This is a genomic window from Vibrio sp. 10N.286.49.E11 (assembly GCF_041469505.1).
Lineage (GTDB): Bacteria > Pseudomonadota > Gammaproteobacteria > Enterobacterales > Vibrionaceae > Vibrio > Vibrio crassostreae_C.
Genome location: NZ_JBFRKQ010000045.1, coordinates 69356 through 89094, shown reverse-complemented (window position 1 = coordinate 89094; position 19739 = coordinate 69356). Strand labels below are relative to the sequence as shown.

General features: G+C 44.4%; 21 protein-coding genes and 1 pseudogene. 11 read left to right on the top strand and 11 right to left on the bottom strand.

Features of this window, described 5'->3' with window-relative positions; translation table 11 throughout:
• Window positions 1-268 precede the first annotated feature (268 nt).
• Complete coding sequence (locus AB4167_RS10910) at window positions 269-901, bottom strand: response regulator (RefSeq protein WP_372082863.1); 633 nt, start codon at window positions 899-901, stop codon at window positions 269-271.
• Window positions 888-2618: a nitrate/nitrite two-component system sensor histidine kinase NarQ gene (gene narQ, locus AB4167_RS10905; protein ID WP_372136523.1), complete on the bottom strand. Its 1731-nt coding sequence runs from the start codon at window positions 2616-2618 to the stop codon at window positions 888-890. The genes AB4167_RS10910 and narQ overlap by 14 nt, the downstream gene beginning before the upstream one ends.
• 253 nt (window positions 2619-2871) lie before the next feature.
• Between narQ and napF the strand changes: the two genes are divergently transcribed.
• The 6 genes from napF to AB4167_RS10875 all read left to right on the top strand — a co-directional run bounded on the left by napF (window position 2872) and on the right by AB4167_RS10875 (window position 7513).
• Window positions 2872-3351, top strand: a complete 480-nt coding sequence (gene napF, locus AB4167_RS10900) for a ferredoxin-type protein NapF (protein WP_017067052.1) — start codon at window positions 2872-2874, stop codon at window positions 3349-3351.
• 23 nt (window positions 3352-3374) lie between these two features.
• The gene (locus AB4167_RS10895; protein WP_008219286.1) at window positions 3375-3680 is read left to right on the top strand and encodes a chaperone NapD; all 306 of its coding nucleotides are present in this window, start codon (window positions 3375-3377) and stop codon (window positions 3678-3680) included.
• On the top strand, window positions 3677-6166 hold the full coding sequence (gene napA, locus AB4167_RS10890; protein WP_372136522.1) for a periplasmic nitrate reductase subunit alpha: 2490 nt from the start codon (window positions 3677-3679) through the stop codon (window positions 6164-6166). The genes AB4167_RS10895 and napA overlap by 4 nt, the downstream gene beginning before the upstream one ends.
• Window positions 6167-6291: 125 nt before the next feature.
• Window positions 6292-6753 (top strand): nitrate reductase cytochrome c-type subunit, encoded by a 462-nt coding sequence (locus tag AB4167_RS10885; RefSeq protein WP_017062614.1) that lies wholly within the window; start codon window positions 6292-6294, stop codon window positions 6751-6753.
• Window positions 6754-6782: 29 nt separating this feature from the next.
• Window positions 6783-7364 carry a NapC/NirT family cytochrome c gene (locus AB4167_RS10880; RefSeq protein WP_009845456.1) on the top strand — a complete coding sequence of 194 codons (582 nt, stop codon included), beginning with the start codon at window positions 6783-6785 and terminating at the stop codon, window positions 7362-7364.
• Window positions 7365-7375: 11 nt separating this feature from the next.
• A complete protein-coding gene (locus tag AB4167_RS10875; RefSeq protein WP_010430103.1) occupies window positions 7376-7513 on the top strand; it encodes a TIGR02808 family protein in 138 nt (45 codons plus the stop codon).
• A gap of 437 nt (window positions 7514-7950) precedes the next feature.
• On the opposite strand, the gene AB4167_RS10870 is transcribed toward AB4167_RS10875, so the two are convergent.
• Complete coding sequence (locus AB4167_RS10870) at window positions 7951-8634, bottom strand: SH3 domain-containing protein (RefSeq protein ID WP_372136521.1); 684 nt, start codon at window positions 8632-8634, stop codon at window positions 7951-7953.
• 96 nt (window positions 8635-8730) lie between these two features.
• On the opposite strand from AB4167_RS10870, the gene AB4167_RS10865 reads away from it, so the two are divergent.
• Complete coding sequence (locus AB4167_RS10865; RefSeq protein ID WP_102394558.1) at window positions 8731-9306, top strand: hypothetical protein; 576 nt, start codon at window positions 8731-8733, stop codon at window positions 9304-9306.
• Between the two features lie 269 nt (window positions 9307-9575).
• Window positions 9576-9818 carry a hypothetical protein gene (locus AB4167_RS10860; RefSeq protein ID WP_017062621.1) on the top strand — a complete coding sequence of 81 codons (243 nt, stop codon included), beginning with the start codon at window positions 9576-9578 and terminating at the stop codon, window positions 9816-9818.
• A 169-nt stretch (window positions 9819-9987) separates the two neighbouring features.
• Here AB4167_RS10860 and AB4167_RS10855 read toward each other — a convergent pair whose 3' ends face one another.
• Window positions 9988-10446 (bottom strand): Lrp/AsnC family transcriptional regulator, encoded by a 459-nt coding sequence (locus AB4167_RS10855; RefSeq protein ID WP_017062622.1) that lies wholly within the window; start codon window positions 10444-10446, stop codon window positions 9988-9990.
• 149 nt (window positions 10447-10595) lie between these two features.
• On the opposite strand from AB4167_RS10855, the gene AB4167_RS10850 reads away from it, so the two are divergent.
• On the top strand, window positions 10596-11525 hold the full coding sequence (locus tag AB4167_RS10850; RefSeq protein WP_102394557.1) for a DMT family transporter: 930 nt from the start codon (window positions 10596-10598) through the stop codon (window positions 11523-11525).
• 158 nt (window positions 11526-11683) lie between these two features.
• Window positions 11684-12148: a hypothetical protein gene (locus tag AB4167_RS10845; RefSeq protein WP_017062624.1), complete on the top strand. Its 465-nt coding sequence runs from the start codon at window positions 11684-11686 to the stop codon at window positions 12146-12148.
• Window positions 12149-12196: 48 nt separating this feature from the next.
• On the opposite strand, the gene AB4167_RS10840 is transcribed toward AB4167_RS10845, so the two are convergent.
• From AB4167_RS10840 to AB4167_RS10815, 6 genes and pseudogenes are all read right to left on the bottom strand, one after another.
• The gene (locus AB4167_RS10840) at window positions 12197-13570 is read right to left on the bottom strand and encodes a sensor histidine kinase (RefSeq protein WP_372136520.1); all 1374 of its coding nucleotides are present in this window, start codon (window positions 13568-13570) and stop codon (window positions 12197-12199) included.
• Window positions 13571-13636: 66 nt separating this feature from the next.
• A complete protein-coding gene (locus tag AB4167_RS10835; RefSeq protein ID WP_017067448.1) occupies window positions 13637-14368 on the bottom strand; it encodes a response regulator transcription factor in 732 nt (243 codons plus the stop codon).
• A gap of 81 nt (window positions 14369-14449) precedes the next feature.
• Window positions 14450-15120, bottom strand: a pseudogene (locus AB4167_RS10830) (spondin domain-containing protein).
• A 9-nt stretch (window positions 15121-15129) separates the two neighbouring features.
• On the bottom strand, window positions 15130-15813 hold the full coding sequence (locus AB4167_RS10825; protein WP_372136519.1) for a spondin domain-containing protein: 684 nt from the start codon (window positions 15811-15813) through the stop codon (window positions 15130-15132).
• Window positions 15806-15946, bottom strand: a complete 141-nt coding sequence (locus AB4167_RS10820; protein ID WP_017067451.1) for a hypothetical protein — start codon at window positions 15944-15946, stop codon at window positions 15806-15808. Before AB4167_RS10820 ends, AB4167_RS10825 begins: the two co-directional genes overlap by 8 nt.
• A 266-nt stretch (window positions 15947-16212) precedes the next feature.
• On the bottom strand, window positions 16213-16554 hold the full coding sequence (locus tag AB4167_RS10815; RefSeq protein ID WP_017062629.1) for a YggL family protein: 342 nt from the start codon (window positions 16552-16554) through the stop codon (window positions 16213-16215).
• A gap of 254 nt (window positions 16555-16808) precedes the next feature.
• On the opposite strand from AB4167_RS10815, the gene AB4167_RS10810 reads away from it, so the two are divergent.
• A complete protein-coding gene (locus AB4167_RS10810; protein WP_372136518.1) occupies window positions 16809-18836 on the top strand; it encodes a PhoX family phosphatase in 2028 nt (675 codons plus the stop codon).
• Between the two features lie 256 nt (window positions 18837-19092).
• Here the strand turns inward: AB4167_RS10810 and AB4167_RS10805 are convergent, their stop codons facing one another.
• The gene (locus AB4167_RS10805) at window positions 19093-19713 is read right to left on the bottom strand and encodes a LysE family translocator (RefSeq protein WP_017064486.1); all 621 of its coding nucleotides are present in this window, start codon (window positions 19711-19713) and stop codon (window positions 19093-19095) included.
• Between the last annotated feature and the right edge of the window lie 26 nt (window positions 19714-19739).

The following is a 19739-nucleotide window of genomic DNA, read 5'->3' as shown; positions in this document are numbered from 1 at the left end:
CCGGTAATCTGTGGTCTTATTACGGTTATCTTCGGTACGCTTGTATTGGTTCCAATGTCGGCGTAAGCCTTAAGTTTCTAATCTCAAAGAACGAAGAACAAACGAACACCAATACTGAATATAAAATGCGTAAACAAAAAGGCGCTGAACTTAATAAGTTCAGCGCCTTTTTTAATGTCACTTTCTCAACATCGTTAAAACTATCGAGACATGTACAAAATGTATAAACAGTCAGGCTTGAAATAGTGTTATCTCAAAGGAACAAGCCCTACTTCATTTCACCATAGCGTTCTAGATACAGAACCGTTGCAGCGGTACGGGAAGACACTTGCAGCTTTTTCAACAAGCTTTTCATATGTACCTTAACTGTCGATTCAGAAATAAACAGGTGATCGGCGATCTGCTTATTACGGTAACCTTTCGCGACTTCTTGAAGGATCTGCATTTCACGTTCAGTCAGTTGTTCGAAGATATCATTGCGGCTTCCAGCATCATTTAGGTAACGAGCAACCACACTGCTGTAAGCCTTGTCACCGCTGTTTGCTTGCTTAAGCAGTTCAATTAACTCATCGGGTTCAGTGTCTTTCAACAAGTAGCCATCAGCGCCTGCTTTTACAATCGCTTCAATGTCTGCAGGGCTATCAGAAACCGTTAGAATAACAATGTTTGCGCTAGAACCGTCAGTGCGAAGTGCTTTCAAGGTATCTAAACCAGACATGCCCTTCATATTGAGATCCAAAAGGATCAAATCAGGTTCTTCTTCATGAGCAAGAGCAACCGCTTCAGTGCCGTTACTTGCTTCTGCAATCACTTCGAATTCGTCTTCAAAGCTCAGTAATTGGCTTATACCTCTGCGCATCAATGGATGATCATCAACCAGCATTACTTTACAAATCGTCAACTTTAACTTCCTTCAAACTTTTATATTTCAATATGACTGTACAGCCTTCACCTTGCGCCGCTTCAATCGTCAAGTCGCCATTCAGTCTTACCGCACGCTCCTGCATAATGCTCATCCCGTAGTGGTTCACCTTGGAACTACTTGAGTCAAAGCCATCTCCATTATCTTTTATCACGACTAATACTTCACCGTCCTCATCGATACAGCATACATCTATTAAGTCGGCATTGGCGTGTTTTATTGCATTTATTGTTGCTTCACGAATCAATTGAAGCAAGTGAACCTGACTATGCGCATCAAGCTCGATCGATGAGAGATTATTAGTGAGGTTAATCTTCGCATCGGTTCTCTCGCTGAGCGCCTCAAGCATGGTACTTAAGGCGTCTCCAAAGTTGCCCTCTTTAATGGTCAACCTAAATGTGGTGAGTAGCTCTCTTAACTGGGTATAAGCGTCGGCTAAGCCGTTTCCGATCTCAGACGCGATTTGTTCAGATTGCTCTCGGTGCTGTTGCTCTGGCAGTTTGCCAATCACACGCTTTAATAGTGTAACTTGAATTTTCAAGTACGACAGTGATTGAGCCAATGAATCGTGGAGTTCACGTGCAATCGTGGCACGCTCTTCCATGATAATAAGCTGTTCAGCTTTCTTTTGAGCACGATTGTAGTAGATCGCTCTCGATAGCAGTTGAATGAAGCTTTCGATCAGAGCTTTAGTTGAGTGCCCGTGGTGATATGAACAGTATAAATAGCCGAGAATAAGTTCGTTATCGTCGAGTTTCATCTCAAACTTTTCGTAGTCTAAATTCGAATCGTAACCTTCATCCATAATCAATGAACGGCCTGAGTTATCGACAATCTCGAGCCTCAGTGATCCAATCCCTTCCAAGCTCACGAGATGCTGCAAGATAGCTCGGAAGTTTTCAGGAGCAATACGCGTCACCGTGAGCTCTTGTGACGAGTTATAAAGTGCCTGCAGCGACTGGTTCGCATTTTGCAGCTCAATCGTCTTTGCATCCACCACATCTTCAAGGTTTCGATAAAGCACGCCTAAATCTTTGGCCATCGAGTTGAAGGTTTTGGTCAAAATGCCCATTTCGTTGTTACTGGTCACCTTGAGTTCTACCTCGAAGTCGCTGTTTTTGATTCTTTGGCTCGCACCGACAAGAGCATGTAGCGGTTTAACAACCTGTTTACGTACAAAGTGAACAACAAAAAGAGATATGACCAGAATCCCACCAAGGCCGATACCACCAGCCCACGCTAACTTTATTAACTTGTCTTCAGAGAACTCTTGCAGCTTATAAACGAAGCCATCGATTTCAGCCACGAAGTTTTCAACCAACACGAGATAGTGATCGCGCTCTTCGCTATTCAAGACCTGTTTTAGCTCATGCCAACGGCCGATAATTAAATAGTAATCTTCTGTGATGTCTGTCGGAACATTCCAACTGACCAAATTAGCCATGGATGGCGAGTAAAGAGAACTTTCGAATTCACGAATATGAGATTCATAATCGACAGATTCTATTTGAATATCATGGGCTAAACGGTAGCTTTGCATTCGCATTGAACCGGCCACGTTAACCGCTTCCGCATCATTCAAACTTGAAGCCAAAGTAAAGATGGCAAAGCCAGTCGTAGCAACCGACAACAGCAGTATAGAGAGCAAAGATTTTGCTATCGTACTTGTTACAGATGAAACCGGTTTTATAAGCAAAAGTGCCTTCCTATTGATAAATGACTTGCCAGCGATATCGTATTGTCACACATCAAAAATCATAGCTCCATTCAATATGTGATCACTCGCTCCGTAATTTATTGATCTAAGACAATATATGCCCCCAATTAGCCCTTAGGGGGTATTTATACAATTGTTTCTAAAACTACACTACTTGTGAGGACTCATTACAAGATATTAATAGAATAATGACCTACAATTACAACATCTTAGTAACATCTATAGGTATCTAGTGGTAGATCTATCAAAACGCCGTCTTTTTTCTAGACGAAAAGTTGACTCAAGCCAGATTCGTTTGCCTTGGATTGACAGCCTAGAAAGCTTTACAGATGACTGTACTCGCTGCGGTAAATGCATCGAGAGTTGTGAGACTAAGATAATCATTGTAGGCGATGGTGGTTTTCCCACTGTAGATTTCTCTATTGATGAGTGTACGTTCTGCTATCAATGTGCAGATGTTTGTCCCGAACCCATTTTTAAGCCAAAGCAAGGAGAGCCTTGGCAAGCAAAAGCACAAATCTCTGATAAGTGTTTAGCGCAACAAAATGTTGAATGCCGAAGCTGTGGTGACATGTGTGAACCTATGGCCATTCAATTTCAACTTAGAGCAGGCAGTGTTGCTCTACCAAAAATCAAGTTAGATGAGTGTAGCGGTTGTGGCGCCTGCGTAGCAATTTGCCCTACTTCGGCTATTCTTGTGAGTAATGCATAAAACAAAAATAACGAGAGCAATTTATGGCACTAAATGAAGTGCATATATCAAGTTTAGTCGTGCATGTGAGCCCTGAGCATCTAAATGAGATCAAAGCGGAGATCGAGCAATTCGATAACGCTGAAATCTACGGAGATAGCCCTGAAGGCAAAATCATCGTGGTCCTAGAAACTGAAAACCAAGGTTTTGTAACGGACACCATCGAAGCAATAAACAACATTAAGAACGTTTTGGGGACAGCTTTGGTTTATCACCAAATCGAAACTGGACTCGACGAAACGGATTTAGAAACTGGAAGCAACAATTCTCAACTTGAGGGTGAAGTATGAAAATGACAAGACGTGCGTTTGTGAAAGCAAACGCAGCTGCATCAGCGGCAGCCGTTGCAGGTGTAACTCTACCGGCAACAGCAACCAACCTGATTGCTAGCTCTGATCAAACAAAAATCACGTGGGATAAAGCGCCTTGTCGTTTTTGTGGTACGGGCTGTTCAGTACTAGTAGGTACTCAAAACGGTAAAGTGGTTGCGACTCAAGGCGATCCAGAAGCTCCTGTAAACAAAGGCCTTAACTGTATCAAAGGCTACTTCCTTTCAAAAATCATGTACGGCAAAGACCGTCTAGAACAACCTCTTCTTCGTATGAAAGATGGTGAGTTCCATAAAGATGGTGATTTCGCACCCGTATCTTGGGACAAAGCGTTCGACGTGATGGCTGAGAAATGGAAAGCTTCACTGAAGAAGAACGGTCCAACAGGTGTTGGTATGTTCGGTTCAGGCCAATGGACAGTAATGGAAGGCTACGCAGCCGTTAAGATGATGAAAGCGGGTTTCCGTTCAAACAACATAGATCCAAACGCTCGTCACTGTATGGCTTCTGCTGTAGTAGGCTTCATGCGCACTTTCGGTATTGATGAGCCAATGGGTTGTTACGATGACTTTGAACACGCAGACGCATTCGTACTGTGGGGTTCAAACATGGCAGAAATGCACCCAGTACTATGGACTCGTATTACAGACCGTCGTCTAAGCCACCCACACGTTAAAGTAAACGTACTGTCTACTTACTACCACCGTTCTTTCGAGCTTGCAGACACGGGTTACATCTTCAACCCTCAGTCTGACCTTGCGATCGCAAACTTCATCGCAAACTACATCATCCAAAACGATGCGGTTAACTGGGACTTCGTGAACAAGCACACGAACTTCAAGCAAGCAAAGACAGACATCGGTTACGGTCTGCGTGACGATGATCCACTACAGAAAGCAGCCGCAAACCCTAACTCAGGCGAAATGACTGCTATCTCTTTCGAAGACTACAAAGCGTCTGTTGCTGAATACACAGTTGAGAAAGCGTCTGAAATGTCAGGTGTATCTCAAGAAGACCTTATCAAGCTGGCTAAGCAATATGCCGATCCAAACATCAAAGTAATGTCACTTTGGACTATGGGTATGAACCAACATACTCGTGGCGTATGGATGAACAGCCTTGTGTACAACATCCACCTTCTTACAGGTAAGATTTCTACTCCAGGTAACAGCCCATTCTCACTAACTGGCCAACCGTCAGCGTGTGGTACAGCGCGTGAAGTTGGTACATTCGCTCACCGTTTACCTGCCGATATGGTGGTTGCTAACCCTAAACACCGTAAAATTGCAGAAGATATCTGGAAACTTCCAGAAGGCACCATTCCACCGGTACCCGGCGCTCACGCTGTTCTTCAAGACCGTATGTTGAAAGACGGTAAAATCAACGCTTACTGGGTAATGTGTAACAACAACATGCAAGCGGGTCCAAACATCAACACTGAACGTCTGCCAGGTTACCGTAACCCAGATAACTTCATTGTATGTTCTGACCCGTACCCAACGGCAACAGCTCAAGCGGCTGACCTCATCCTTCCAACAGCAATGTGGATTGAGAAAGAAGGCGCTTACGGTAACGCAGAGCGTCGTACACAAGCATGGTACCAACAAGTGAAAACTGTAGGTGAAGCTAAGTCTGACCTATGGCAAATCATGGAATTCTCTAAGCGCTTCACTATTGAAGAAGTTTGGGGTGAAGAACTGGTTGCGAAAATGCCTGAGTACCGTGGCAAAACCATGTACGACGTGCTTTACAAAAACGGCAACGTTGATGCATTCCCACTGTCTGAAGCTCAAGAGCTTAACGACGATGCACAAGCTCAAGGTTTCTACGTTCAAAAAGGTCTATTCGAAGAATACGCAGCCTTTGGTCGCGGCCACGGTCACGATTTAGCACCATACGATCGCTACCACCAAGTTCGTGGTCTACGTTGGCCTGTTGTTGACGGTAAAGAGACACTATGGCGCTTTAAAGAAGGTTCAGATCCATATGCTAAGAAAGGTTCTGATTGGGACTTCTACGGCAAACCAGATGGTAAAGCACTGATCATCAATGCACCATACGAAGCGCCACCTGAAGTACCAAACGATGAATACGATATGTGGCTATGTACAGGTCGTGTTCTTGAGCACTGGCACACAGGTACTATGACTCGTCGTGTACCAGAACTTTACAAAGCAGTACCGGATGCACTTTGTTACATCCACCCTGCTGATGCTAAAGCTCGTGGTCTTCGCCGTGGTGATGAAGTTCTTATCGAAAACAAACGTGGTGAAGTACGCGTTCGTGTTGAAACTCGTGGTCGTAACCGTCCACCACAAGGCTTGGTATTCGTACCATTCTTTGATGCAAGAATTCTGATCAACAAGTTGATCTTGGATGCAACGGATCCTCTGTCTAAACAGACGGATTACAAGAAGTGTCCAGTTAAGATCACTAAGGTCGCTTAAGGACAATATGTTCTTACCACTTAGCTCGTAGATCTGACGTTTTTAATATTGCGACTGCTTTTTTCGTTACTTTTTGAAAGAAGTAGTCCACTCAAAGAATTAGCCTTTAGGCGGAGAAATTAACCATGAAAAAACTGATTACTGCCCTACTATCAGCTGGTCTTTTGCTAGCTGGTGCAGTTCAAGCTGAAGCTGAACTGGATAACCCAGGCGGCATTGGTGGCGTAGAATCTCTACGTGGTGCAAGTGAACTTGAAGCAACTCGCGCAGCAGATGACTTCAAAAAGTTCCCTCGTGACCAAGTACTTGAGAGTGACTACGTATACCAACCACCTCTAGTGCCTCATACTATTCGTAGCTATGAAGTTTCTCTTAACGCTAACAAGTGTCTTTCTTGCCACAGCTGGAAAAACGCAAAAGAAATGGGTGCTACTAAAGTGAGTGTAACTCACTACATGAACCGTGAAGATGCGGTACTTGCAGACGTATCACCTCGTCGTTACTTCTGTCTACAGTGTCACGTACCTCAAGCTAATGCTAAGCCACTAGTTGAGAACGAGTTCAAACCTGTAGATTCACTGCGTTAATCGTAGCCGGACTGTAAGAGAGGCTATATATGATAAAATTACTTAAAGCGTTTTGGAAAAGACTTGCGACACCAAGCAAAGCAGCCGTAGGCGTTGTTTTGTTCTTGGGTTTCTCGGGTGGTCTTTTGTTCTGGGGTGCATTCAACACGGGTATGGAGGCAACCAACACGGAAGAATTCTGTTCTGGCTGTCACGCACCTATCGTTGCTGAAATCCAAGAGACAATTCACTACTCTAACCGTTCTGGTGTTCGTGCTATCTGTTCAGACTGTCACGTTCCTCATGAATGGACAGATAAAATTGTTCGTAAGGTTCAAGCATCTAAAGAGCTATACGCACACTTTATTGCGAAAACCATCAATACTGAAGAAAAGTTCAAAGCACGTCGTGCTCACCTAGCGGAACGCGAATGGGCTCGATTGAAGAAGAACGATTCACTTGAGTGTCGTAACTGTCACCAGTTCGATTACATGGACTTCTCAGAGCAGAGCCCCCGTAGTGCGAAACAACACTCGACTGCGCTAGCTTCTGGTGAAAAAACGTGTGTAGACTGTCACAAAGGTATTGCACACAAACTACCAGACATGCACGGCGTTGAAGGCTGGCAATAAGGAGCGATTGAATGAGTACTTTAGAAAGCGTAATTTGGCACATCCTAGGTTACAGCGCTATGCCAGTTATCATTCTTGGTGGCTTTGCAGGTGTTGCAGCCGTATCTCTTTGGATTTTATCTATGGGTAAAGACAAAGAAATCGATTAACAATCGAGATTCCATCAACTTCTACCAGATAATTCTGATATGAGTTGATACGAAAAAGCCACTGATTTCAGTGGCTTTTTTTATTGTCTGGTGCTTCGTATTTCGACTGTTAAGGTATTCCTACTGTTAAGTAAGAGGCAAAACGTTAAGCTTGGTTTTCCGAAGCTTCTGGATCGACGTTCTCTTTATCGACATCTTCCTTATCAAGAATCGGCAGCACCTGCTTTACGGAATCCCGACAACAATACTCTCATACCATAAAAACTGTAGATCCATTGTTTAAACGGAATAGCCAGATACTGCTTATATCGGATTAAATATAATGAGGTGCCAATAAAGAAGCCCACTCTGCGATAAAGTAAGATTTCAAAAATTTTACTTATGAACGGTAACCCTAAAGAATATTAATACGTCCAACACTTAAAATGGGGCGATTTTTACTTCGTAAATATTTCGTTTGTATTTACATCTAAATAAATTTTATTTTCAAGAGACAGTCCGCCGCAATAAATAAAATAGACATCTCGATTGCTGTACTTAACAGATTTCACCCATCCGCCTAATTCTTCAAAATCACTTGGGGCGCACTCCCCCTCAGAGATCAGTTTAGCCACCGAATTACGGAATTTTTCTTGATGGATCTTGAGGTCATCAGACTTAACCAAATAGGAATCCAATATCTCTTTGCTTTCTTTTCCCGAAATAATGACTTCATCATTCGATAAGCCTGACATAGAGACCCATTCCGCCGTCTGTGGGCCGCCTTCTTTAAGGACTATATAGTCTGAGATACGTGCCCATTCGCCTTGTTTCTCGAGTACCACCACCTTTTCCCCTTTATAGAGGTAATCTGTTATCAAGCCATCAATTTCAGGTTGCTCGACCACTTCAAGCTTTCTCTCCAAAACGTAAAATTCCGTCTGCTCGGGTTCAGGCTGAAGATCCATGATGGGTACAAGCTCAGATTCAGATTGCTCGGTAGCTTCTAACGCCGGCTCTACCGTTTTCTCTTGTGGGATTGGGTCTTTATTCATGACCAAGAAGTAGTATGCCGCTCCTCCCCCTCCGCCCAATATCAACAACACAAGTAAAGCGATCAGCGCTTTTTTCATCAAATCCACCAGCTCTTCCGTTATAGGTATGTCTCAAGTGTACATCAACTCATGCTGCTGCTCATCTATACTCTCAATAGAGCGCACGGTAAGTAGAGGAAAGTCATGAGTTTTTGGGGGAAAGTTATCATTGTAAGCGTAACTTTGAGTGCCAATGTCGCTCTAGCGAATCATTGTGACCGTGAAAACTGGCAAACACTGTTGGATCGTCAGCTCTCTTTTGAAGGTCGCTATAGTCAGTACACCAAAGAGTTCAACCAAGTTCTTTCAACCTATGAGTCACAGACATTGTTATCTAAACACTTTAATGAAAAGCAGATCATTGAGCTTTGGGCAAAGTACGAAGAAAGGTTTAATGTGCAGCTCAATAGTCATATGAATACCGCGTATGACGTCTCCGAGGTTTTGCTACAACAGGCGTATGTTGTGTCTAGTGAACTTGAAGGCGCTGACTCTCTAGCGTATTCATGGCAAGCCGTCGCCAAACACTGCACCAAAGCAAGACTCCCGCGCCAGGCAGAAAGCGCAAAGGTGCACGTACAAAGCTCACAATCACTCTCCCGAGATCTCCATACACTCAGTGAAAAATTCCGTCAGCTGTCTTCAAAATACCGCAGAGAAGCGACGATGATTGATGAAGCGCGCCACATAAACCAACCAGCAAACGATGCATCAAACTGAAATCACCATTAGATTCTCTCACTCGTTCGACTGGACTTTTCCGATAAATATGCTCAATCCCATTCATAATATTCTAAGAACTCGTTAATCAAAGCTTTATCAATAGGTTGTAAAAGTAATGTGCTATCTATCAACAATGAAGTTCAATTTCCGACCAATGCAAGCGAGTATGTGAGATATTCATCACAAAATAGATTTACAAACCCCAGAAAATTGTTATCATGAATCTTCATATAACTTAATAACAAGAAACATTTGGGCTAGGTAATATGCAAAAGACTATGGCTTTCAACTGCTTGAGTAACACGGAATGGACTGCAGAGATAAGAGGTAAACTTTTATCTGTAGCTAAACACATGGAAGAGTTCGGTTCAGTAAGTGAGCTAGAGCTATGTAAGATATTTGGAGAGACAATTTGGAATGACGGCGTGGATTATCATTCACATGCTTTTTCATTCAGAATTAATGCACAAACTGGGGATTGTTCAATCTCTAACTTTAAGTATCACTAAGTTTTGCACCTATCATATACGGAGTACCTTTCACGAGGTGCTCCGTTTTTTATTGCCTGAAGCCTGACACTTAATGGATGATTTTTGATATTGACCGCGCTTCTACTTCAGGAGTAAACCATTTCGTTTTCAGCTCATTCTGCCTTCGTGTTACTGCTCAGAGTTTGGCTTAATCGGTATAAATTGGCAGTGGTGCATTGCCTTTTACTTGTCTTATCGCAAGGTGGGTATGAATATCTTTCACGTTAGAGAGCCTTTGAAGTTTTCTTGTAAATGCCTCGTAGGCCATCAAGTTCGGGCTAACCACTTCTAGCAAATAGTCATAAGCCCCAGATACAACGTGGCAACTGATCACCTCTTCCATCTCTACAACAGCCGCCTCAAACTTATCTATCGACACTTCTTGGTGGTTGTTTAGGCTCACCTCAACAAACACACTCATTGCGATGCCGACTTGTTCTCGTGACAAGCTCACACGATAACCGTCAATAATGCCCTTTTCTTCTAGCCTTTTGACTCGTCTTGCACAAGGCGAAGGTGATAAACCCACTTCATCAGCAAGTTCAGCCGTGGTTAACCTGCCATCTTTTTGTAGCAGTTCGAGAAGATGCCTATCAATTCTATCCATAGTAAATGCCAAACATTAGTTAAATTCGTTAATCATTTGGTGAATATTAGCAGAAATCATCAACGACAGTTCAAGTTTAGCCAAAACTTGCCAACCTGTGGCACACCAACTGTTCCATAATGAGTCATCACCCACTCTCCTTCTATATTATGAATCTTGGCTACTTATCTATTACTGTCACCCTACTCATTTGGGCGAGCTTTTTTCTTTCTCTTAAAGGCGGCGCAAATTCAGATTTAACACCTGCCGATATCGCTCTCACAAGATTTCTCATACCGGCTTTGGTGTTATTGCCTTTGATGTGGAAAGCACGCAGCGCAATTGCCGTCGTCCCTAAACGGTATCTAACGGGTATGTTCGTAGGTAGCGGATTACCTTATCTGCTTGTTGCCGGAACGGCCATGCAGTTTGTTCCGGTATCTCATGGCAGTGCTCTTGTTCCGGGCACGCTTCCTCTGTTCGTTACAGGAATTGCGGTACTCTTTTTTAAGCAGCCACTCAGCCGACATCGTGTTGTTGGTTTAGGTTTGGTTTTGCTCGGCATACTGTTGTTTTTAGGGAGTAGCTTAAGCAGCTTCAACTTTGAATACACCAAAGGCCATTTGTTGTTTTTATGCGGAAGCTTAATGTGGGCGACGTTTACCATCTCAGCCCGTGTCGCTAATCTTAATGCGTTAGTCAGTGCCGGTTTTATTTCTCTCTGTTCTACTTTGCTTTTACTCGTCCTAATCCTGACTGGAACCCTCCCAAGCCACCTAATGGACACACCAATCGCTAATTGGCCCTTCACGGAGCTTGCCGTTCATTCAACAGTGCAAGGCGTTGGGGCGGGTTTAATCGCTGCGTTCACTTACCTTTATGCGGTTAATACCTTAGGGGCTGAACGCTCTGCCGCTTTTGGCAGTGCAACACCCGCAGTGGCGACCTTGTTGGCGATCCCACTATTCAACGAGATTCCTGATGCGATGACTTGGCTCGCCCTTGGTTCTATTTGCATCGGCAGTTTGGTCGCGAGCAACATATTCATGAGAAACGACCAGTCGATGCAGTACCAACCGCCAAGCCATAGCAAGGCCTGATACTGCGTTCAAACCTAAATACAGTTCCCCTAAGCATCGATTTTAGGGCTTGTAGTACACAGATAAGCCTGCCAACGCAGGCTTATCTAAAATCTGCTTTTTCTAAACTCGCTTCTCCATTAAACTGTCCGACCTTTTTGCAGATCCAAGAGAACACCATGCAACGCGACTACACCTTAAATTGCTTAATCACCATGCCTCGCCATGAACTAGAAGAATTTAGTTTAAGAATGATTCATCGCCTTGTACCTGAAGATGCAATGACGGAATTGTTTACGTTCGAGCAAGAAGAAGTCACCAGCGAAGAACGCATGCAATCAGCGAAATTTGACGCAATGCTTCGAATGACAGCTATCGCGCTTGGTGAAGTAAACCTAGCCTTCTCAGAGTCGGATAACTCGCAACAGAACATCGAGCGAATGACTCGCCTACTGCTTTGGCACTTCTACTCAATTTCTTTCAACCTTGAAGAAGCAATCGCAATCGAAGTGCACTGTGAGAAAGTAGAAAAGATCTTAAAGAACGCACCTAAAGATGCGTTTGGCTGGGTTAAAGAATTAACTGAGCTACTTCACTTCTACGCGAAAGTGAACGAAGGCAACGAAGACAGTAAAGACGCTTAACGTTAGTTCTACGTAAGTATACATCGAGCTAAACGAAGGCAGACAGAGCTATACCGAAGGCAAGTAAAAGCTTTGCTGAAAGGAGTTCTCTGCCTTTGTTGTTTCTAGCACGCTGTGATGTAACATCAGTATCGACTGCGCGATCTTGGTTCCTATTCCCAAAGAACCATTCGGCGCTTCCAGTTCAACCTCATTATGAATCACCACCTTCACCCGTTTGGAATCCGCTTCAAAACCAACATCTAACGACACCACAGTGCCACTTGGGCTATGCCTCAATGCATTATCTAACAGATTCAAAATCAACCTCTCAAGCAGATCACTGTCACCCACAGCCTTGATTCCAATAGGCATATTAATGTTCAACTCAACATTTTTATGGCGATATTTGCTTTGTATCGTTTCTAAGCATTCGCTCATCAGCCCATTGAAATCGATTGAAGCGTATTGATATGTGGGTACCGGGTTATCTTTCTTGGCGCTATCTAACAGCGAATGGAGCTGTTCAGATAACTTGTTGCCATTGCGATATGCCACATCTATGAGTGGATCCGAATGTGGGTTTTGAATCCTCCACGTTTCTAGATACCCCAATACACTCGACAATGGCGTTTTCAAATCATGACTGAGCTGTAATAAGCTTTGTCTTCGATGTGACGACTGATATTCAAGTTGCAAAAATTGCTGTTGAATGTGCTTCGCCATCAACTGATACGAGCGTGCAATCGGCACCAATTCTGGTACTTGATGAATGAAGTTCGGGTCCAATCGAAAATCTTGCTCTGCTTGTTGTTGCAGCTTGTTGGTTACTGCTTCTATTGGGTTTAACAGGCTACGTTTAACCAATAGATAAGCCCCAACTGCAAAACCCAAGATAGAGATCAGCATGAGCCCCGCGAGCGCAATGTATGGCGTGTCGACCTGCGAATTGGCAATCACGGTGTGACGATTACTGCCAATCAAAACGTACAGATACCCGACGGTCGAACCTAGCTCTTCAATCGCTGCTACGGAAAACACCTTACGAGCCCCGGGATTGATCGGATCTTCCCCCAGAATGGGATAAGGCTCGTCGTTTAAAAACTGTTGAATGGGTGCTAAGTCTATCTGGTTGGCTAGCACAGTGCCTTCTGGCGCAGCATGAGTCGTAATCTTGCCCTGACTGTCGAGGAAATACATATCAAAATCTGGCCCTATCAACATCAAGGTGTGGAAAATGGATTTGAGCGCTTTAGGGTTGTAGTCGGTACCAATCATCAGAGGATTATCATCGCGCATATGAACCGCGAGCTCTTTGTGTAAGCTCTGCTTAGTTCTTTGTTCTATGGTCTCTTTTTGCCAATTATAGGTATAAGCAATCACCACACTCACGAGCAGAAACCACAAACTGGTGAACAACACTAAACACGATTTGAAACTCATGTTCTCTCCTCGATGGCTCTTAGGTCTTACTGGCCTTTTAGTAAACTTCGGACGCGACACATAGGCCTAAGCTTTCGACTCAAACTTATAACCAACACCCCAAACGGTTTTAATGAAATCATCATCACTATTCGGCATCGCAAGCTTGGTTCTTAGACGGTTGACTGTGCTACACACGGTATGGTGATAGCCAGAGTGATGAGTATTCCAAACATGATCGAGCAGCTCGTCTTTGCTATACACACGCCCCGGGCGGGTTGCTAAGAAATGAAGTAAGGTAAACTCGGTAGCTGTCAGCGGTACGTCTTGGTTATTGAGTGACACCTGATGGCGTTCAGGTTGAATAGTGAGCACACCAAAATTCATAATCGATTCTGCTGTCACAACCTCTTGAGTCGCTGATTCGACATGGCTTAAACGGCGAAGCACGTTCCTCACTCTTGCTTGAAACTCGAGAACGCTGAAAGGTTTCGTTATGTAGTCATCAACACCGGCTTCTAAGCCTGACACCTTATCTAACTCAGCGTCTCTTGCGGTTAGCATGAGTACTGGCGTCCAATCCTCTTGCTGACGCAACATTCGACAGAAATCGAGTCCGTCACCGTCTGGTAAGCCACGATCCAGTACGATCAAATCGAAATGACCCTCTTTATAGAGCGCCTGAGCCTTTTCAATCACATTAGCTCTGATTACGTTATGCCCTTGGAACTTAAGATGCATCTGCACCAGTTCAGCCAAGTCATCATCGTCTTCAACCAACAATATGTTTGCCATCAAATTTACCGCAGCACTATTCATGATCCCTGCTCTATTCTGAGTCTGCCCACCTTTCAATTGACCGGAACAGAGCAGGAATTCTTTCATCGTACTTTGACCCTGTTACTCAGTTCGTGTAATGGTGATTCTTGCTCCGGGGTTAAGGAAACGATGATTGGCACTTAAAGTAGAAGTCGTAAGGCCGTCATCTTGGCTAATTACGCCAGAGTGGAAACTCACTACATCGGTGTCGTCTCGTGTGGTATTAAAACCTTCACCACCGCCTGCTGGTCCCGGAATGGTTGCAGCAAGCTCATCGTTCAGCTCAGTTCCCGAATCCCAAACATTCATGTTCATGGTAAAGGTATCACCCACCGCTAATGACTTGAGTGATAATCCGGATTCGCCGACAAACGCATCATTGGTGTTCACCAACATCGAAGCAACTGAGATATACCCTTCTTGATTTGGGTCGACACCGTGTCTTGCTCACCTGAAAGAATCAGTCCATTGCCTGAGATGCCTTGATAAACATTGGCGTCACTGTCACTGAGCGCAAGCAATTGTGCATTACTACCCCCTTCCGCCAAGTATTCCAGATCGACAGAGGCACTTTGCCCGACTTCAAACAGGTCAAAATTCGTATTGTGAGTCAATACCGCGAGGGGCGACATAGGTTGATTGGGCGTTAGGTTAGCAACACTGACATCGTAACGATAATAATCATCGTCATCGTCTGGACAACCTGCTAACACAGCTACTGATGCAGCAATAAATAGAATTCTAGCTTTCATACATCCCCCTTACTTCACAACAATGGTGATAGTTGCAACAGGGTTTAGCCAACGATGACTACTGCTATCGAGGTCACTGATGCCGCCAGCTGCGTTACTATCACCGATGTTACCCGGATGAATATGAACCTTAGCGTTTGATACTGCCGTTTCTACACCTGTGCCACCAGCGCCAAAGGTAATGAATGGAGGGTTCGGCATACTGCCCGCCAGCTCATCATTGGCTTCTGTGCCTGCGTCATAACCATTTAGAGTCGCTTTGTAGGTGCCCGCTTGAGTTGGGATCTTCCAGCTATCTAGACCAACAAAGCCGTCGTTTGTCGGCAGCAACATTGCACCCAATGATAGGTACTCTAAATCACCAGTACTGATATCAAACGTAGTTGCGACGCCTGGATTGAGGATGCCGGCCGCTGGGTTCTCAACCACCACGCCTCCCGCGTTGGCAATGACACCAGATAAACCTGAAATATCGCCACCTTCGGCCATGGACTCTAGTTCCGAAGAAGCCGTTTCACCCGTTCTAAACATGAACAAGCTTGAGTCATGAGCCGCCGCTAAGATAGGCGTAAAGTAGATCCCTTTCGTTGCATTAGTGACAGTGACTTCAAGCTCAGCAGCCTGAACTTGAGCCGCTCCGAAGGCCAACATAGCCGAGCTGATCACTAAGCTGATTTGAGTACGTTTATTCATTTTGATTCCATCCTTTATCGAGTCCTATCGTTGCCAACAAAACGAATAACAGCGATATACCGTTACCTTTGCCAGAACGAACTGTGGTGTTGTTGACTCTAAGAATAACGATCAAATCTATCAGCAACTTCATTGAATTCTCATAAAACTCTCACAAGTTTATCCAAACTTATTACTGCAAATAAAAATAGCGATAAAGTACTAATATTTAATCGAAAAATATCAATTTATCATTTACGTCAGAAGGGATAGAAAAGAAGATAAAGAATAGAAATGGAACGAATAAAACGCAAAAAGGCCGAATCGATTTAACGATTCGGCCTTTATTCTAGCGTACTGTTGTTACTCTTTCCTAAGCCGTATTTGGCCTTTCAATCGAGCTAACAACACAACATCAAATTAGAACGCGTAGTTTGCGTCAATCAGTTCGCTAACTTCCACTTTGCTTACTTCAGCACGAGCTTCAAGCCATTGAGCAACTTGCAGTTGTTCTGCTTCTGTTACTGAACGGTAGCGCTCAATTGAGCATAAGAAACCTTCAAACAGCTCAAGGCCGCCGCCACCAAAGCACAGACCGATGCTGTCGATGAAATCAATGAACTCATCAATGAACACATCGTATTGATCAAAATCAGTAATCGATGTCTTGCAGCTTACTTCAAAACCCAGAATCGCGAATTCACCTAGGTATAGCTTTTTGCGTAGGCGACGATTTTTGTTTTCGATTTTATCTAATTTCATAACTGCCTCTCTTTTCGTTTGATAAAGCATTTATACACAGTTCCACATCAATCCCCAAGAGTTTTGTATTACACAAGGGTGTTAATAGCAAAAATCGTGCTACAGAAACAAAACCTTAATCAAATCTATAAAAATCTGTCACTTAACTGCTTCACGATTAGTCACACATTGACCCAGCTTATTAACCAATTAGTTAGTAGGTGGGTAAGTCATGAATAACGAATAATAAAATCAGCCAATAGGAAGCAGTAAAGATGAGCAAGGAAACATTTGATAGCACTCGTTTTAATAAGAGCAAAAACAAACCCTTCGAAGAAGTTTTAGATGCGAACCTTTCAAGACGAAATGTTCTCAAAGGCGGTTTAGGCATCAGTGCAATGACGGCGTTTGGTGCTTTTGGTTTAGCAGGCCACAGCACAGCGCACGCGGCGACAGCATCATCTAGCGCACCGCAAAAAAGCACTGCTACACTTGCATTCGAATCGGTTAAAGGCTCACTGACAGACAGTGTCGTTGTGCCAAAAGGCTATACAGCACAAGTATTGGTTCCTTGGGGTACTCCACTTAACAAGCAAGGCAATGCTTGGTTAAAAGATGGAACCAACAACGCACAAGATCAAGCAAACTCACTGGGCATGCACCACGACGGCATGCACTTCTTCCCGCTTAATGGCAACAGCAACGACGGTTTGTTGGTGATTAATCACGAATACATCGACCAAAAAGCACTGCACGCTAATGGTCCTACATACGATGAAGGCAACCGCCCTAGCCTTGATGAAGTACGTAAAGAGATCAACGCACACGGCGTGAGTGTGGTTCGTGTAAAACTTGAAGGCAACCAATGGGTGATGGTCGATAACGATCCTCTGAACCGCCGCTACACAGGCGCGACCGTAATGGATCTGTCTGGTCCTGTTGCACACAGTGAATTTACCAAAACCAAGTTCTCACAAGACGGCAGCCAAGCTCGTGGCACGTTGAACAACTGTGGTAATGGCTACACACCATGGGGCACTTACCTAACGTGTGAAGAAAACTGGCCGGGTTATTTCGTTAACAAAGGCGAGACAACACCAGCGCAAGAACGTATTGGTATCGCTACCGACAAAACACGTTACGGTTGGGACACGCTTTCTGGTGACAAACAAGAACGCCTAGACGAATTTGCTCGCTTTGACGTAACACCAACAGGTGAGTCAGCAATGGACGATTACCGTAACGAAGCACACGGTCACGGCTACATTGTTGAAATCGACCCATACACAGCAAACTCTCGCGCTAAGAAACGTTCTGCACTGGGTTGTTTCCGTCACGAAGGCTGTACGTTTGGTAAGTTGACCGAAGGCGAGCCAATCGTATTCTACTCTGGTCACGATTCTCGCTTTGAATACCTTTACAAATTCGTTTCTGAAGCAAATTGGGACCCGCGTGACGCAGAGCCTAGCAATCGCCTAAGTGCAGGTGATAAGTACATGGACAAAGGCACACTGTATGTGGCTAAGTTCAACGATGATGGTTCAGGTACTTGGCTACCACTAACGTTGGGCAGCAAGACTACAAACGGCGGTAAGCTAGGTGATTCATTTGACTCTCAAGCAGCGCTTATCATCAATACAGCAGGCGCTGCCGACCTTGTTGGTGCAACGCCAATGGATCGCCCTGAATGGTGCTCTGTTGACCCAATGACAGGTACGGCTTACCTAACGCTGACTAATAACAACAAGCGTAAAGAGGCGAACTCTGCGAACCCTCGCGTAGACAACAAGTTCGGTCATGTTATCCGTTGGGATGAAGGCAAAACGGCAGGCGAGTTCGATTGGGATATCTTCGTATTTGGTTCACCAGCAGTGGAAGACAAGTCTATTAACCGCTCTGGTCTAACAGACATGAACCAATTCGCGAGCCCTGACGGCTTAGCGTTTGATGCTCGTGGCATCTTGTGGATTCAGACAGATAACGGCGCAGACGAAGTCACTGGCTACACCAATGACCAAATGCTGGCAGTGGTTCCATCTCAGTTAACGGATGACAACGGCAACAGTGCGGTGATTGATGCAAACAACCAAGCACAGCTTAAACGCTTCTTTGTGGGTCCAAACGGTTGTGAAGTGACTGGCTTTACCATCAGCCCAGATTTCAAATCACTGTTTGTGAACATTCAACACCCTGCAAACTGGCCATCGTCTGAAGATGCAACAGCACAAACTCAAGGCAATGTCCGCCCAAGAGCATCTACGGTTGTGATTCGTCGTGAAGACGGCGGTGAAATCGCGGTTTAAATATACAACGCAGGCTAAGATCAGAAACATTTCTGTTATCTAGTCTCTGTTCGCTAGCTAAGTAAAATCAAAAAGAGCGATAAGGCCAAATGCCCTATCGCTCTTTTTATATTCTATGCATTCTTCGGTTTAAGTAAGAATCCGAATTTTCAAAACTCACCGTAATCCTAAGTCGTCATCATCCCACGTACGCGTCACCCTCGAGAAGGAGGAACGACTGAGTCGGGGATCTCTGCTCGTTGTAGGCTAACCAGAATTAGCTCACGAACAACCAAACACCAACGCCCATCATCAACGTACCTGCAATGCGGTTCATCAACTTAACATTGTCGGCTTTGCCCAGCATATGCTTTAAGCTCTTTCCGCCTGTCGCGTATAAGGTCATGCAAACAAACTCAGAAACCAGAATGATTGACACGAGAATGAACAACTGCGGTGCTAAGTCTTTATTGCTGTTAATAAAAGGAGGCAGCAAAGAAATCATAAACGCCCAGCCTTTTGGGTTCGCAATTGCAGTGACAAAACCTTGAACCACCAAGTCCCAATCATTGCTGACTTTTGTTGTTTGGTTGTCAGTACTGATCGCCAGTTTGCCTCTCGAACGCCACATCTGAACGCCTAAATAAAACAGGTAACCCGCACCAACAAATTTAAAGCCCGTAAATAGCCATGGGTAATTCAACATGATCGAAGCGATACCCAATACCGCGGCAATAGAAACCACAGCGACACCAGCCAGTTCACCGATCATCATCCATAATGTACGCTTGTATCCAACACTCATTCCAAGTGTCAACGCCAAAGTCATACACATACCGGGCGTGATTGACACGAAGAAAAACGTGGGAATAAAAGCCCAAAGTAGTGCGCTATCCATATTATTACCTTATCGACTTGTTTTTA

What these genes read in the sequence shown, in the direction of transcription:
- AB4167_RS10895 (WP_008219286.1), top strand. Translation starts at nt 3,375, where the DNA reads ATGGCACTAAATGAAGTGCATATATCAAGTTTAGTCGTGCATGTGAGC.
- AB4167_RS10880 (WP_009845456.1), top strand. Translation starts at nt 6,783, where the DNA reads ATGATAAAATTACTTAAAGCGTTTTGGAAAAGACTTGCGACACCAAGC.
- AB4167_RS10815 (WP_017062629.1), bottom strand. Translation starts at nt 16,554, where the DNA reads ATGAAATTAGATAAAATCGAAAACAAAAATCGTCGCCTACGCAAAAAG.
- AB4167_RS10855 (WP_017062622.1), bottom strand. Translation starts at nt 10,446, where the DNA reads ATGGATAGAATTGATAGGCATCTTCTCGAACTGCTACAAAAAGATGGC.
- AB4167_RS10820 (WP_017067451.1), bottom strand. Translation starts at nt 15,946, where the DNA reads ATGAAGTTGCTGATAGATTTGATCGTTATTCTTAGAGTCAACAACACC.
- AB4167_RS10885 (WP_017062614.1), top strand. Translation starts at nt 6,292, where the DNA reads ATGAAAAAACTGATTACTGCCCTACTATCAGCTGGTCTTTTGCTAGCT.
- napA (WP_372136522.1), top strand. Translation starts at nt 3,677, where the DNA reads ATGAAAATGACAAGACGTGCGTTTGTGAAAGCAAACGCAGCTGCATCA.
- AB4167_RS10835 (WP_017067448.1), bottom strand. Translation starts at nt 14,368, where the DNA reads ATGAATAGTGCTGCGGTAAATTTGATGGCAAACATATTGTTGGTTGAA.
- AB4167_RS10810 (WP_372136518.1), top strand. Translation starts at nt 16,809, where the DNA reads ATGAGCAAGGAAACATTTGATAGCACTCGTTTTAATAAGAGCAAAAAC.
- AB4167_RS10845 (WP_017062624.1), top strand. Translation starts at nt 11,684, where the DNA reads ATGCAACGCGACTACACCTTAAATTGCTTAATCACCATGCCTCGCCAT.
- AB4167_RS10840 (WP_372136520.1), bottom strand. Translation starts at nt 13,570, where the DNA reads ATGAGTTTCAAATCGTGTTTAGTGTTGTTCACCAGTTTGTGGTTTCTG.
- AB4167_RS10860 (WP_017062621.1), top strand. Translation starts at nt 9,576, where the DNA reads ATGCAAAAGACTATGGCTTTCAACTGCTTGAGTAACACGGAATGGACT.
- AB4167_RS10805 (WP_017064486.1), bottom strand. Translation starts at nt 19,713, where the DNA reads ATGGATAGCGCACTACTTTGGGCTTTTATTCCCACGTTTTTCTTCGTG.
- AB4167_RS10850 (WP_102394557.1), top strand. Translation starts at nt 10,596, where the DNA reads ATGAATCTTGGCTACTTATCTATTACTGTCACCCTACTCATTTGGGCG.
- AB4167_RS10825 (WP_372136519.1), bottom strand. Translation starts at nt 15,813, where the DNA reads ATGAATAAACGTACTCAAATCAGCTTAGTGATCAGCTCGGCTATGTTG.
- AB4167_RS10865 (WP_102394558.1), top strand. Translation starts at nt 8,731, where the DNA reads ATGAGTTTTTGGGGGAAAGTTATCATTGTAAGCGTAACTTTGAGTGCC.
- AB4167_RS10875 (WP_010430103.1), top strand. Translation starts at nt 7,376, where the DNA reads ATGAGTACTTTAGAAAGCGTAATTTGGCACATCCTAGGTTACAGCGCT.